Source organism: Rhodococcus cercidiphylli (assembly GCF_033042225.1).
In the GTDB taxonomy this organism is placed as follows: domain Bacteria; phylum Actinomycetota; class Actinomycetes; order Mycobacteriales; family Mycobacteriaceae; genus Rhodococcoides.
The window spans coordinates 160549-175089 of the sequence record NZ_JAWLKE010000004.1 but is presented as its reverse complement, the minus strand read 5'-3'; the positions used below and the strand labels follow the sequence as shown (position 1 = coordinate 175089).

Below are 14541 nucleotides of genomic sequence, written 5' to 3'. Positions count from 1 at the left end.
GTCGACGTTTGTGACAGCAGGTCGTGAGCAGCAGTCGTTCGCTGCAGAGGTCGAGATGGATTTCCCGCGAGAATGGGTCGAGTTTCCCGACCCCGACAATTCGGAACACCTCATCGCTGCGGATCTGACGTGGTTGTTGTCCAACTGGACCTGCGTGTTCGGAACTCCGGCCTGTCAGGGAACCGTCGAGGGCCGCCCCGACGACGGTTGTTGCTCCCACGGCGCGTTCCTGTCCGACGAGGACGACAAACGCAAGCTCGACGAGTCCGTGAAGTTGCTCACTCCGCAGGACTGGCAGCTCATGGACAAGGGTCTGGGCAAGAAGGGATACGTCGAATACGACGATCTCGACGACGAGCAGTCGCTGCGGACGCGGCGCTACAAGGGTGCCTGCATCTTCCAGAACCGTCCCGGGTTCGAGGGCGGAATCGGGTGCGCCCTGCACTCGATGGCGCTCCGCAAGGGCATCGAGCCGCTCGAGGTCAAGCCCGACGTGTGCTGGCAGCTGCCGATCCGACGTACCCAGGACTGGGTGACGCGGCCGGACGGCTCCGAAATCCTCAAGACCACGATCGGCGAGTACGACCGACGCGGCTGGGGCGAAGGCGGTCTCGATCTGCACTGGTATTGCTCGGGCTCGCCCGATGCGCACGTCGGCTCGAAGCAGGTGTTCGAGTCGTACAAGCCGGAATTGACCGAGCTACTCGGCAAGGCGGCGTACGACGAACTGGCATCGCTGTGCAAGCGTCGCCGCGGTCTGGGTCTGATCGCGGTGCATCCCGCCACTCGGGAGGCGCAGCGTCGATAGAGCGGCTGCGCCGCACGTGAGCGAAACCTCGTAGTCCACTACGAAGTTCCGCGCACATGCCGCAGGCTCTACCCTTCGAGTTTGTAGCCCAATCCGCGCACGGTGACGAGGTGTTCCGGCTTGGCCGGGTCCGCTTCGATCTTCGAGCGCAGTCGCTTGACGTGCACGTCGAGGGTCTTGGTGTCGCCCACGTAGTCGGCTCCCCACACGCGGTCGATCAACTGTCCGCGGGTCAGCACTCGACCGGAGTTGCGCAGCAAGTACTCGAGCAGATCGAATTCCTTGAGCGGCAACGTGATCTGCTCGGATCCGACCATCACCACGTGACGTTCGACGTCCATGCGCACCGGTCCGGCTTCGAGCACTCCGGTATCGACTCCACCGTCGACCTCGGCGTCGGAGCCGCGCCGCAGAACTGCGCGGATGCGAGCGATGAGTTCGCGTGCCGAGTACGGCTTGGTGACGTAGTCGTCGGCACCGAGTTCGAGTCCGACGACCTTGTCGATCTCACTGTCACGTGCGGTCACCATGATCACGGGAACGCCTGAGCGCGAACGCAGTTGCTTGCACACATCGGTTCCGCTCATGCCGGGGAGCATGAGGTCGAGCAACACGATGTCTGCTCCTGCGCGATCGAATTCCGCGAGTGCCGACGGTCCGTCTCCGACGACCGTGGCCTCGAAACCTTCCTTGCGGAGCAGGAAGGCCAATGGATCGGCCAACGACTCTTCGTCTTCCACGATCAGAACGTTGGTCACTGATTCTCTCTTTCTGTAACCGAAGCGTCGTCTTCTTCTTCGAAGTACGCAGGGATCTGGAGGGTGAAGGTGGATCCGGTGCCCAGCTTGCTCCACAGCGAAATGCTGCCGTTGTGGTTGGCTGCGACGTGTTTGGCGATGGCCAGGCCCAGGCCTGTGCCACCGGTTGCCCGCGACCGAGCTTTGTCGACGCGGAAGAATCTCTCGAAGACGCGTTCCTGGTCTTCCTTGGCGATGCCGATGCCGCGGTCGGTGACGGCGAACGCCACGTTGTCTCCGCGTAGGGCTCGGCTCACCGACACCGGCGCGCCGTCGGAGGAGTAGGCGATGGCGTTCTGGATGAGGTTGGCCAGGGCCGTCACCAGAAGCGCTTGATCGCCGAGAACTTCCAGACCGCTCGGGTGGTCGGTGGTGACGGAGATTCCGGCGTTCTCGGCGGCGAGCTTGGATCGATCCATCGCCTCGTTGACGACGGTGTCGACATCGACGACCTCGAGGTCGGGTAACTTCTCGGCACCCTGCAGTCGCGACAGTGCGATCAGTTCGGTCACCATGTTGCCGAGCCGTTTGGATTCGGCGACGACCTTGCCGCCGAAGTGCCTCACCGAGTCCGGGTCGTCTGCGGATTCGAGCAGCGCCTCGGCCAGCAGGCTCATCGCGCCGACGGGTGTCTTGAGTTCGTGGCTGACGTTGGCCACGAAGTCCCGACGCGTGGCCTCCATCCGGACCTGCTCGGAATCGTCGTCGGCGAACAGCACCACGAACCGCTTGTCTTCCTTGCTCAGCAGGCGCGCTACGCAGCGGACGGCGATCTTGTCTCGGCCGGTTCTGGGGTTCTTCGAGCTGAGGTCCACTTCGACGGGGTTGCCGTCGGCGAGGACCTTGAGGACGGCGTCCCACGCCCGATCGTCGATCAGCCGGTTACGCACCAGCCCCAACTCCTCGGCGCGCGGGTTGAACAGCACGACGTCGTGAAATTGGTCGACGACGGCGATGCCGCTCTCGGATGCGAGGACGATCAGGTCCAGTACCTGCGACATCGTGAGCCCAGACGTGGCTCGGCGACGCTCCGAGTGTCGAGTGTTGAGGTACGGGATCAGAACACCGCCGACGAGGTATCCCACGAAGGCCGTGGCGATAGCCAGTAGTACGGCCGATGCAACACTCACACCGGAATCGTACGTTCGATGGACAGCTCACATACGCAGGGTGCAGGCATTTCCCTGGTCGTCATAGTCCCCGTCGGCAGTGTTCTTCGATCGTTCACCTGCAGTTACGACAAAACGTCGGTTTGGGCGTGGTGGAGCTACTTACCGCCCTGGTTTGCCACGGCAGCTGCACCTGCAGCCGCTGCTTCGGGGTCCAGGTAGGTGCCGCCCGGGTTGGTGGGCTTGAGCTTGCCGTCGGCCTCGGTGAGGTCGTACTTCAGCGGAATACCGGTGGGGATGTTGAGTTCGGCGATATCCGCGTCGGAGATCTCGTCGAGGTACTTCACGAGAGCACGCAGCGAGTTGCCGTGCGCGGCGACGAGCACGTTCTTGCCGGCCTTCAGATCGGCGACGATCGTCTCCTCGAAGTACGGGATCAGGCGCTCGACGACGTCTGCGAGGCATTCGGTCAGCGGAACGCTGTCCAGGTCCGCGTAGCGCGGATCGGCGTCCTGGCTGTGCTCGCTGCCGATCTCGATGGGCGGCGGCGGGGTGTCGTAGCTACGACGCCACAGCATGAACTGCTCGTTGCCGTACTTGTCCTTGGTTTCGGCCTTGTTCAGCCCCTGCAGCGCGCCGTAGTGCCGTTCGTTGAGACGCCAGTCGCGGACGACGGGAATCCAGTGCCGATCGGCGGCGTCGAGTGCGAGGTTGGCGGTGCTGATCGCGCGGCGCAGCAGCGAGGTGTACAGCAGGTCGGGCAGGATGCCTGCCTCGGCGAGGAGTTGACCGGCGCGCTTGCCCTCGGCCTCGCCCTTCTCGGTCAGTCGCACGTCCACCCAACCGGTGAACTGGTTGGACGCATTCCATTCGCTCTCGCCGTGACGAAGCAGAATCAAGGTTCCGATACTCATGCGGTCAGTTTCTCATGTTCCACTCGTGTTGGCCCGCGTGCGACCAGGACCCCGACGACGACGATCATCACGACGGCGGTGAGGGTGATCGGGATGGGGATGATGGGATCGAACAGCACCAGAACCGCCCCGACCGGAACCACGACGTTCACGACGCGATCCGCGCTGGAACGAATCGCGATCAGCCACACGCCGAGGACGAACACCGCGATCGGAACCGTCACGGTGAACGATGCGGCGACGTCGCCGAGCGTGCTGTGTTCGGTCAGCACATCGATCTCGACCTCGATGCCGGCCGAGAACGCGCCTGCGGCCGCGAAGATGAAGTAGTGGGCGTAGCCGTACACCAACGAATTGCCGAACTCGCTGATCACGCGGTGATGCGGCGGCCAGAAGTAGATCCACCACAGGCTCGCGGTGACGACGACGGTGAGAATCGAGATCGAGATCAGCGGTGCCAGAGCCGTCTCGTCGTGCAGCGCTTCGATGATGGCGTTGGCCGATGCGAGCAGAGATTCGCCGAGCAGGATCAGCGTGAACAGGCCGTAGCGCTCGGTGATGTGGTGCGGATGCCAGGGTGTTGCGCCCTTGCGCTCGGCGATCAGCGGTACCGACATCTCCGCGGCTGCCAAGACGAAGAACAACACGACGGCCACCGTGCCGTCGAACAGCAGCAGCCAGAGAATCCACAGAACCTGCACTCCCGCAATGCCTATCGCGTACGACAGTGCAGTCTTCCTGTACTCACTCGACCGAGACGCTCGAACCCACTGCGTCACCATGGCCACGCGCATCACGACGTAGCCGAGCACCACGATCGCAAAGTTCTTGTCCACGAACGCCGATTCGACTCCGGCGGCGAGCACCAGGACACCAGCCATCTGTACGACGGTCAACGTCCGATACAGCCAGTCGTCGGTATCGAAGGACGTGGCGAACCACGTGAAGTTCATCCACGCCCACCAGATGGCGAAGAACACGAGCGCGTAGCTGAGCAGACCGTCGGCAACGTGGTTCTCGGTGAGCGCGTGATGGAGCTCCACCGCAGCGATACTCACGGCCACGACGAACACGAGGTCGAAGAACAATTCGAGCGGACTAGCAGCACGATGTGGTTCGTTCGGATCACGCGGCCGCATCGGCACCAGACGCCCTGTGGAGAGATTCACGAACGCAGACTAAGTCATGCAGGGCGATTAGTTGCGGGACCTCACACCCTTTTTGCCGACCGCGCGCCGGGGTTCAGGGCATAACAGGGGTGGGAGGTCGAGAAAAAGGGTGTGAGGTTGCGGATCTACTCCCCCAGAGCTGATCCGATACCGCCGATCCGAGCTCCGACACTCTGGTCGACAGCGTCGGTTTCGACGAAATAACGGCGAAAAACAGAGCGCATCAATTCGATGACCTCGATGTGCTGACGGATGACAACAGCGGCCGAGCCTTGTTCGCCATCGGCCAGTCGCTTGAACTTCGCACCCAACATCTATGCTGACGGAAGAGTGCCATATGCGTCCGTGTCGACCAACCACTTCGTCTTCTCCAGCATCAACTCGAGGTGCAAGACGTAATCTGCGCACACTTTTTCGCACTGAGACGCGACGCCCTCCGGGATTTGCAGCTGTCCCGAATCAGCCTGCGCAGCCAATCCCCGCCAGGTCAGCATCGCAGCCCCAAGTTCATTCGGCCCTGATTCCACAGCAGCTCCTCACTATCGGCTCGATGGTGGTAACAACGGGCGGAGCGCTCTTCCAACCCGCTCGACCTCAACACATGGATCGCCCTGCGGCTCGCGTGAAGCACGCCCGTCGAGAATGAAGTAGACGATCCCCCCGACCACTTCGTACGCGACACCACAGCTGACCTCGTCGTAATTGGCGGTTCGCCGAAACTGCACGGCACCAGCGTTGTCGACTTCGGCAAACTCGCCGAACTGATCGTTCCCTTTCAGGTACGCGAGATCGTGGTCCGAGGAGAACACTCCGAGGAAGTACCAGGAACCTGGATCGGGGTTCCTCCAGGAGCAGATCATCCAATCGGTGGAGATCGGCCTGTCTCCGACCAACGTCGACGTCTTGCTCCCCACATCCAATCCCGCCGCCTCGACGACACTGTCCGGGATGGTGCACGGATCCCAGGGCTCAGCCGCGATCGGCGCAGCAATCGCCGACGTCGGCGGCTCAGCCGCCCGCGCATCCGTCGTCGATTCACCACATCCGGCGACCAGCACCATCACGCCGGCCACACCCGTCACCCAGCACCGCGTTGCACTCACACCTGGTTGGACGCGGCGTACATCGGCTCGGTTCCACGGCGATCTCACACCCCTACTACCGACTGCGCGCCCCCGCTCACTTCGGAGCAAGGGCGCGCAGTCGACAAGAAGGGCGTGAGGTCACCACCGACAGGTGATCAACCGCAATTCGACGGTGCCGGCTCACCTCGGAATCGTGCGTCCACGTAGGCGTAGGCCTCGGGCAATCCGACCAGCGATCCACTGAAGTGCTCCGCCAACGGGTAAGCCCGGAACTGAACGGTGGCACCGGCTGCGCAGTAGCGATCGACCGTCTCCTTCACCGGTGCGAACGGGGTGATGAAGTCGTTGATGCCATGCCAGATGTACACCGGCGCCGTGGGGACGCCTTCGTAGTCGACGAGACTGTTCTTCTTCAACACCGCCTGCGCAGAGGGCAGCGAGGCGATGTCGACTTTGGACAGATCTCTTGCGCTCTTGAACGCTCCGCCGATGATGATGGGGCGCCGGCATTCGTTGCTGACGCGATCTCGTAGTGCCAGGCCCGCCGCATTCAAGTTCTCCGAGACGGGGAACTCGGTCGGGTATTCGCGCTCGAGTCCCAGCGATGCCGCGAGTGCCATACCGAAAGCGGGGTGCGGAATCGCGCTGTAGCCCAGGTTCTTTGCGATCAATCCCAGGTCGGCGGGCGTTCCACCGTGCACGCTGGCCACGATGTTCAGCTCGGGGGCGTAAGTGGGTGCCATGGCACCGGCCCATGATGTTGCCAGCGCACCGCCGGAGTAGCCCAGCAGTGCGACCGGGCTGTCCTTCAGCGGCAGCTGCTCGAAGTTCTGCACAGCGCGTACACCGTCGAGAGTCAACCGACCTTCGTACTCGGCAGCGCCGTAGGCTCCGGTCGGTCCGAGGTAATCGGGCACCGCAACCGCCCATCCGCGCGCGACCATGCCGACGTACAGGCTCGGAGACTCACCGATCTCGTACGTGAAAAGACCGTGCGACGGTGCGCATTTGACGCCCAGAGCATTGATGACAGCCTGATACGACACGAGCGGCGTTCCCGCACCTCTACCTCGCGGCATCAGCACGGTGGTCACCGCAGCAACGGGAGCACCGGCGGAGTTGGTCGACCGGTACTTGAGCTGCCAGATGTCGGTGTTGGGGTACATCCAGGCGTCGGCGCGACGGCTGGCGAGGATGTCACCCGGTGCGTGATCGGCAATGTCGGCCGGTGCCGCATAGAAGACGTCCGGATCGGGGGCAGTCGGCGCAGGAGCAGCCGAAGCTGTTGCACCCGTTGCGAACAGGGACGCGCAGAGCGCCACCAGAATAGAAGCCAGGGCAAAAAGTTTTCGGATCACGGCGAGCCTTTCGGAGTAAGCAAATCGAAGTGTCACGGCACTGAGTTCATGGGCACTGTGGGCAAGGAGAACTGGTTGATCGGATCCGTCGAGGAGAAGGTGACGTCCGCCGGGCCGGGTCCACCGGCGAAGGACGGATCGGACGCGGTGATGTCGACGCCGATGCGATGGCCGCGGTCGAATCGATGGACGATGCTGGGGAGCGAGATCGTCACCGGTTCTGCGGATCCGGTGAGGACGGCGGGTGCAACGAGCCCGTGAATGGGACTCCGTGCACCGTTGGGTGCGACGTCCAGCACGGTGACGAAGACCGTCGCAGGCCCGGACGTCGTGGGGCTGATGGACAGCTCGGGAGCGCCGACGACGTCGACCGGTTCGGCCAGTGGCGCGGTTGTCCAGGTTGCTGCGGAACCTGGTAGCGAGACCCGAGGAACGGGAACCTCTGCGGCGATGTTCGGTAGCCCCACTGTGGTGTGCACCGGCGAACCCGCATCCCGAATCGTCTGTATCCAAGCATCGTTCGAGGCAACACCCTCGGACAACGTGCCGTCTGCCACTGCGAATGTGCGTCTGGCACCAACAGGAAATGTGTCCGATTCCTCGTAGGCCGGCGACGCGACACCGCTGTAGGGCACCCAGTCCCGGAAGTAGGTGAATGCCGGCCCCGGGTCGACGTCACGATCCTTGAGGTGTCGGTCGAGCCAATTGCCCACCAGTGCCGCTTCGTGCTGATTGAACGGGTCGGGGGCCTTGATGTCGAATTCTCCCGGATAACCTTTCCGATCGTTGTGCCCCCACGAATGCCAGACCATCGACGTCTCCACTCCGCGCGCCCGCAGAGTCTCGAACGTTGCGGCTGCTTCGTCGAGGCTGAACAGTGAATCCTTCTGGCCCTGCGTGAGCAGAACCGGAACGTCCACTCGATCGAGATAGTCCACGGGTGAGACGTGACGCATCGCCGCCAGCGTTCCCGGGTCCGGTTCGCGATTGGCAGCGAAGGCGGATGCGGCGTCGCACACCCACTGGGCGTAGTTCGGGCACCCCTGTGCCCGCGCCGGATCGGCTGCGTACCCGCCCGGGCCGGTGAGGATGGCACCGGCCGCCAGGAAAGCCGAACCGAACACGCTCTTGACCGGGCCGACCGACCTACGCCCGGCTCCGTCCGGGGCGAGCGAACGAGCCAGGTCGTTCCACGTGATCATCGATGCGACGGTATCGAGTCGAGAATCCACCGACGCTGCCGCCAATCCCGTTGCGCCGGCGTAGGAACCACCGAGATAGCCGACGCGGGGGTCCTGCGGAGCATCGAGGCGAACCACATCCAGAACAGGGGCTTCGACGGAGAGCGCGGCGTCGGTGAACACGCCTTCGCTGTCACCGGCAAGGTACCCGATGAGGTCCGACGCCGCCATGCCGTCGTAATCGGGATCGGCGAAAAATATCTTGCACGTCGAGCCACCGAAACCCAAGGCGGAGTAAGACAGAACTACGTAACCGTGGGTCGCGAATCTCGCCGCGGCACCCGCTTGGTCGTCCTTGGATCCGCCGAACCCGTTGCTGGTCAGGATGGCCGGGGCCCGGTTGTTCGGTCCCAGAGCGGTCGGGACGTAGATGTCGCCCACCACGGTGCAGTGTTGATCCCGATCCGGACCCACCGCGACGTCGAAATATCGAGTCTGCACCGAGAAGTCGCCGAACGATTGCGGAGCCAACACCGGAAGGTCCGCGGCATGAGCAGGCGCGGCGGCCACGACCAGAGCGGTCGCGGTGACACCGACAACCGTCGAGAACAACTTCATCGGACGCAGTTCGTCGGCGGTGCGACACCCCGAAACCTGTTGTCCAGGAATGTAAGCGCGGCAGGAAGACCCTCGAACGCCGCCTGAATGTGCTGCGGGGCATGTACGACGTCGAACTGCAGCGTCGCGCCACTCGCGCAGTATCGCGCGGCGGTGTCACGCAGGGCCCCGATCGGAATCAAGGGATCGTTGTCGCTTCCCCACAGAAACGTGGGTGCAGTCGGCACACCGGAGTACTTGACCAGGCTGTTCTCGTCGATGATCTGCTGCGCCTCCGGACTGTCCACCAACGACGTGGTGGTCGAGACCGCCAGTGCACTCTTGAAGGCTCCGGTAGCGAGGATCACCGGTGTGCACGCATTCGAGACCTGATCCTTCAACGCCAGACCGGTGGGATTGAGCTGAGCAGTGATCGGTAGACGGTCGGGGTACTCGCGTTCGAGTCCGAGAGCCGCGGCAAACGCGAGCCCGAATGCCTGGTGCGGTTGGAAGCCCAGCGCGCGGGCGATGTTGTCCAGATCGGCCGGCACTCCTCCGGCAGCGGCACCGACGATATTCAGCTCGGGTGCGTAGCTCGGAGCGAGTGCTGCGGCCCACGCCGTCGCCATTCCGCCGCCCGAATATCCGGCCATTCCGACCGGGCCGGCAGACAGCCCGAGCTCGGGGACACGCTGCGCGGCACGAATGCCGTCGAGGGTGATCTGACCACCGAGCTTGGCTGCGCCATAAGCACTTTTGGGACCGAGGTGGTCCGGAATTGCGACCGACCAGCCACGCATCAGGGCCAGGTTGAGGAATTCACGCTCCTGAACACCGGTCGTCGGATCGGCCCCGAACAACGATTCCGACGGCGCGCACTGCAACCCGAGCGCGTTGACGAACGGCTGATAGGACAGCAGAGGCCCACCGGGTGTGCGGTTCGCCGGCGCGAGAACGGTGGTCACAGCGGCGATCGCGTCGCCCCTGGAGTCGGAGGATCGGTACTGGAGCTGCCAGATGTCGGCCCCGGGGTAAAGGGGACTCCAAAACCGCCTGTTCGCAACGACATCACCGTTCGCGAAACCGGACAGATCCGGTACCGACGCGTAGAGCGTCCCGGGGACCGGTGCCGGGTCGGTCGGCGCGGCAGATGCGTGTGGCGCGGCGACGAACAGCATCGACATCAGCCCGACGACGGTCGTCAGGGTCAAGAGGGTGCGGCGCATGATGAAAGCTCTTCTCGATTTCCATTGGGCCCGGGCCAGTCTTCGGACCGGGGAAGTCTCACGTCGATGTTCGGATCGGCACTTGTCGTTCGGGGGCCTGGCAGTCACGGTGACCTCCGGGTTGCTGTCAACGGCTTGTCGACGCTCTCGGCGGTGACTCGGATGCCGGGCGGCAGTGCCATAGCGACAGCGGTGGCCACGGCCATCGTCACTGCGAGCCCGAACAGCACCGTTTGCTGCGCGGCCAGATGATCCGGTGCCGCGGCCTGCACGGGAAGCAACGCGAAATACACGGCACCGGTGACCGCAGTACCCACGGCCGACCCGACCTGCTGGACCGTCGGCATGATCCCCGACGCGGAACCGATGGCGTCCGGTGTCACCCGGGCGACGATGGTGCTCTGCAGCGGAGCGATCACCGATCCGAGGCCGGCGCCGACCAGAATCAGCGGGACGGTCATCGACCACGGAAAGCCGGGGCGATCGAGGTAGTCGACGGCGCTACCGAGGACGAACAGAGATGCGCCCATCGTCGCTGCACCTACTGCCACCACGCGAGAGTCCCAGCGGCGGAACGCTATCGGCGCGGCCAAGGACGCCACGATGGCTCCGAGAGCAAAAGGAATCGTGATGGCTCCCACCGTCGTCGCACTGTCTCCCAGTCCGGTCTGCAACGTCACCGACATCGTCAGCACGAATCCGGTGAAGGTGCCGTACACCAGCGCCGAGACGACGCATCCGTACGCGAACCCCCGCTCGGCGAAGACTCGGGTATCGACCATGACGTGTGCACCCGCCGCGGTCCTGTGCCGTTCCCACATCGCGAACAGGGCCAACAGAACCAGGCCGATGCCGAGAGCGGGTACCGCGTCCATCGGGCGCGAGCTCGTCATGATGGGGTACACGATCGACACGGCACCGATCGACCACAGGGCAACCCCGATCGGATCGAAGAGGCCGGCCGACAGCGCGTGCCCGGAACCAGCGGAGACATATCGCCGAGCGAGGACGATTGCGGCAACCGAAATCGGAACGTTGACCAAAAATAGTGCGCGCCATCCTGTTCCGAGGATGTCGAGGTGAATCAGGACCGCGCCGATTGCCGGTCCGGCCAGACCTGCGAGCCCTGCCGTGCCGCCGTACAAGGCGAATGCAGTGGTACGCCGTGAACCGGAGTATGTTGCGGTCACGATGGCCACGGTCTGGGCCGACATGGCCGCGCCCGCAATCCCTTGCAGGACACGACCGAAGATCAGCAGCTCGATGCTGGGCGCGTACGCGCACAACACCGACGTCGACGCGAACAGTGCCGTGCCGACGACGAACGTGTTTCTGCGCCCGAACACCTCACCTGCTCTCGCCATCGTGAGGAGCGCGCACGCAAACGCCAGAAGGTACGCCGCTGGTACCCAGACCTGCTGTGCACCAGTCGCGTCGAGGTCTCGGGCGATCGTGGGCAGCGCAACGGTGACGGCCGTGACGTCGATCATCTGCATCGTGACCGCCAGTAGGCAGGCGCACAGCGTCAGCCACGACCCGCGGCGGCGGTGTGTCATACCCTGCTGACGTCCGTGAGCTCGTGCGCAAACACGCTCGCGATCTCCGGCGTGTAGTCACCCGATTCGACGACGGCCGTGAAGATCTCGAATATCTTGGAGAAGTACAGGTCGATCGATCGATCGGCCTCGTCGGTGCCGGGATAGAGAAACTCGACACCCGTGTGGTCCTCGAAGCGGTTGATCCACATGAAGACTTCCTCGGAGCTGCCGCGGTTTCCGTACAGGCCGGCCCCCGCGGCATCCAGTTCGGCTTCGCCCGGCAGCTTCCGAACGTCGACGTAGGAGATCATCGGCGCGGTCCAGCCCGGCTGCGTCGTGATTCCGTGCTCCGGCAGCGCCAGTTCGAGTACCCGGTGGTAGGAGGTGTTCGCCAGCAGCTTGCCGGAGTCGAATGCCTGCTGCGCGAGGACCGCGAGGGTCAGGAACGTCGGCTTCGCACCGAGATCGAAGCGCACGGGAATCAAGCTCGAATACCACCCGATCGACGCGAATTCGCCCGGGGTCGCCCGAGTGCTCTTGGGCGTCAGACCGAGGTAGCTGCCCCGGCCGGCGAGCTCGTACTCCGCCAGAGCGGCGGCGGCGAAGATTCCGCCGATGAACTTGACTCCCACGGCTGCACACGCCTCGTCCACTGCCCGCGCGGTGGCACCGTCGAACAAGGGGAACGAACTGTGCGAGGTCCGCGTGTAGTCGGCGCTGTTGCGTCCCAACGGAAGTGGGAACGTCGGCAGATCGCCCCCGTTGTCGGTGACCAAGTCGATCCAGGTCCGAACCGCAGGACTGTCGAGAGTCGTCGCGTCGCTCTCGAGGCGTTCGCGCTGGCAGTACTCGAGGTAGCTGCCCGGGGTGAACAGTCCGTCGGACTCCCCCGTCACCGCGTTGCGGTAGAGCTGGCGCAGTTCGTAGTAGGTCAGAGCCTGCGAGATGCCGTCGGTGTCGAGGTGATCGACCGCCGCGTACACCACGAAGTGGTCGTCGTGTTCGATCGTGCCGAACGAGAAGCAATCCCAACTGTCGGGACCGGGAGTGCTGTCCTGAACGTGACGCCTAATGGCCTCGGAGTCCGAGGGAGTGCCGAAATCGGTCGGTTCGAGCACGATGTCGGCGACGTCGACCAGGTGGCGCGTCGCCCCCTCGGCCGTCGTGGAGAACCAGCTGCAGAAGGAATCGTGTCGGGTGACGAACGTGTTGAACGCCCGGCCCATCGCCGCGCGGTCCAACGTGCCCTCGATTCGGAACGTCACGAGACACAGCCGGGAGAAGCGGAACGACGAGCCTCGGTTACGGAACGCGGCCTCGAGATACGCCTTCTGGATATGGGAAGGGGGTGCCGGGTGGGCAGGCGCAGCCGCGGCAGCAGCTCGCGAGGAGACGGTGGGCGACCACGTGGTGAGCGGTCCTGGAGCTGGCTTCCACTCGTCGATGAGTCCGAATGCGACCACGACACAACCTTTCGAAGGAGACAGAGCGATTCGACGCGGTGAGTGCGTCGGAGGGGTCAGTGGATCATTCGGGCCGAATCGAAGAAACCCCGGCGACGAGCATTTTGGAAAATCGACAAGAATTCGCGGGATACCTGTGTCAGAAATGAGGAATCGTCAACGTTGTTGTCGATTGCAGCCATTCGCTCTACCGTCGGTGACACACCGCGCCCGTCGGACTCCTTGTCGTGCGCACCTCCCACGATGTCAGGAACGGTTGATGCTCAGTCGATTTCGTCTTCGGGAGGCGACTGTCTCGGCTCTCGGCGTCGTCGTGACCGTCGTGACGGTCGTCGTCCTCGTGTCGAGCTCGGCCGCCGTGGCGTCAGCAGAAACGGAGTCGTCGATCGTCGCCGTGGACGGCGCCGGTGCGCGCCGGGACGTCGTGCAGGTTCACTCCGCGGCGATGGATCGCGATATCACCATCGACGTATTCCGGGCAGAGGTGCGCGGTGCGCCCACTCTCTACCTGCTCAACGGCGCAGCCGGTGGAGACGGCGGAAGCAGCTGGTTCGACCAGACCGACGTCGCCGGATTCTTCGGTGACAAGAACGTCAACGTCGTCGTGCCTCGGGGAGGTGCCGCCAGCTATTACACCGACTGGTTGAACGACGACCCGGTTCTGGGCCGAAACAAGTGGTCCACCTTCCTCGGTCTCGAACTCCCGCCGCTGATGAACGAACTGCTGGGTGGCAACGGCATCAATTCGGTCGCCGGTATCTCGATGGCAGGAACATCCGTCCTGCAGTTGGTGATCGCCCATCCTTCGGTGTATCGCTCGGTCGCGTCGTTCAGCGGATGTGCGCGCACATCCGACCCGGTCGGTGCGATGTACGTCAGATCCGTCGTCGAAGCCCGCGGCGGCGGATCGACCGCCAACATGTGGGGACCTCCCGGTAGCGACGGCTGGGCGGCGAACGACCCCTACGTGCACGCAGAAGGTCTGCGCGGCACCGCCGTCTACATTTCCAGCGGTACCGGAGCGCCCGGCGCTTTCGATGTGCCCGGTGGACCCGGCATCGGAAGCGACTACGGCAAGCTCGCGCAGCAGCTGGCCGTCGGCGCGGTCATCGAAGCGACCACGGACAACTGCTCCCGTCAGATGCAGCAGCGACTGCAAGAACTCGACATCGCCGCCACGTACAACTTCCGGCCCACCGGAACCCATTCGTGGGCCTACTGGGAACAAGATCTGCACGACGCGTGGTCGGTGATCGCGCCGTCCATGGGCCTGCCGACGGGCACCCGCTGAATCCA

The 14541-nt window shown here is 64.0% G+C and carries 13 protein-coding genes; 2 read left to right on the top strand and 11 right to left on the bottom strand.

All coding sequences use genetic code 11. The annotated features are described in order from the left end of the window. The first annotated feature begins 55 nt into the window (after positions 1-55). Entirely contained in the window at positions 56-808 is a 753-nt protein-coding gene (locus tag R3P95_RS11280) for a hypothetical protein (protein WP_179276371.1), read from the top strand. A gap of 68 nt (positions 809-876) precedes the next feature. Here the strand turns inward: R3P95_RS11280 and R3P95_RS11275 are convergent, their stop codons facing one another. The 11 genes from R3P95_RS11275 to R3P95_RS11225 form a co-directional block, all read right to left on the bottom strand. Beyond that, complete coding sequence (locus R3P95_RS11275; protein WP_032380369.1) at positions 877-1566, bottom strand: response regulator transcription factor; 690 nt, start codon at positions 1564-1566, stop codon at positions 877-879. Next, complete coding sequence (locus tag R3P95_RS11270) at positions 1563-2735, bottom strand: sensor histidine kinase (protein ID WP_283347895.1); 1173 nt, start codon at positions 2733-2735, stop codon at positions 1563-1565. The genes R3P95_RS11275 and R3P95_RS11270 overlap by 4 nt, the downstream gene beginning before the upstream one ends. 137 nt (positions 2736-2872) lie before the next feature. Continuing rightward, positions 2873-3628, bottom strand: coding sequence for a phosphoglyceromutase (locus R3P95_RS11265; protein ID WP_317548406.1), 756 nt, complete (start codon positions 3626-3628; stop codon positions 2873-2875). Further along, a complete protein-coding gene (locus R3P95_RS11260) occupies positions 3625-4767 on the bottom strand; it encodes a low temperature requirement protein A (protein ID WP_317548545.1) in 1143 nt (380 codons plus the stop codon). Before R3P95_RS11260 ends, R3P95_RS11265 begins: the two co-directional genes overlap by 4 nt. A gap of 155 nt (positions 4768-4922) precedes the next feature. Continuing rightward, positions 4923-5111 (bottom strand): hypothetical protein, encoded by a 189-nt coding sequence (locus R3P95_RS11255; protein ID WP_317548405.1) that lies wholly within the window; start codon positions 5109-5111, stop codon positions 4923-4925. A gap of 225 nt (positions 5112-5336) precedes the next feature. Beyond that, complete coding sequence (locus R3P95_RS26140; RefSeq protein WP_394855415.1) at positions 5337-5858, bottom strand: DUF3558 domain-containing protein; 522 nt, start codon at positions 5856-5858, stop codon at positions 5337-5339. Between the two features lie 179 nt (positions 5859-6037). Further along, positions 6038-7237 carry a lipase family protein gene (locus R3P95_RS11245; RefSeq protein WP_442970895.1) on the bottom strand — a complete coding sequence of 400 codons (1200 nt, stop codon included), beginning with the start codon at positions 7235-7237 and terminating at the stop codon, positions 6038-6040. A gap of 35 nt (positions 7238-7272) precedes the next feature. Continuing rightward, positions 7273-9039: a CocE/NonD family hydrolase gene (locus R3P95_RS11240; protein WP_317548402.1), complete on the bottom strand. Its 1767-nt coding sequence runs from the start codon at positions 9037-9039 to the stop codon at positions 7273-7275. Then, positions 9036-10244, bottom strand: a complete 1209-nt coding sequence (locus R3P95_RS11235; protein ID WP_317548401.1) for a lipase family protein — start codon at positions 10242-10244, stop codon at positions 9036-9038. Before R3P95_RS11235 ends, R3P95_RS11240 begins: the two co-directional genes overlap by 4 nt. 104 nt (positions 10245-10348) lie before the next feature. Then, positions 10349-11800 carry an MFS transporter gene (locus R3P95_RS11230; protein ID WP_317548400.1) on the bottom strand — a complete coding sequence of 484 codons (1452 nt, stop codon included), beginning with the start codon at positions 11798-11800 and terminating at the stop codon, positions 10349-10351. Continuing rightward, complete coding sequence (locus R3P95_RS11225; protein ID WP_317548399.1) at positions 11797-13245, bottom strand: condensation domain-containing protein; 1449 nt, start codon at positions 13243-13245, stop codon at positions 11797-11799. Before R3P95_RS11225 ends, R3P95_RS11230 begins: the two co-directional genes overlap by 4 nt. Positions 13246-13504: 259 nt before the next feature. On the opposite strand from R3P95_RS11225, the gene R3P95_RS11220 reads away from it, so the two are divergent. Beyond that, entirely contained in the window at positions 13505-14536 is a 1032-nt protein-coding gene (locus tag R3P95_RS11220; protein WP_317548398.1) for an alpha/beta hydrolase, read from the top strand. Positions 14537-14541 lie beyond the last annotated feature (5 nt).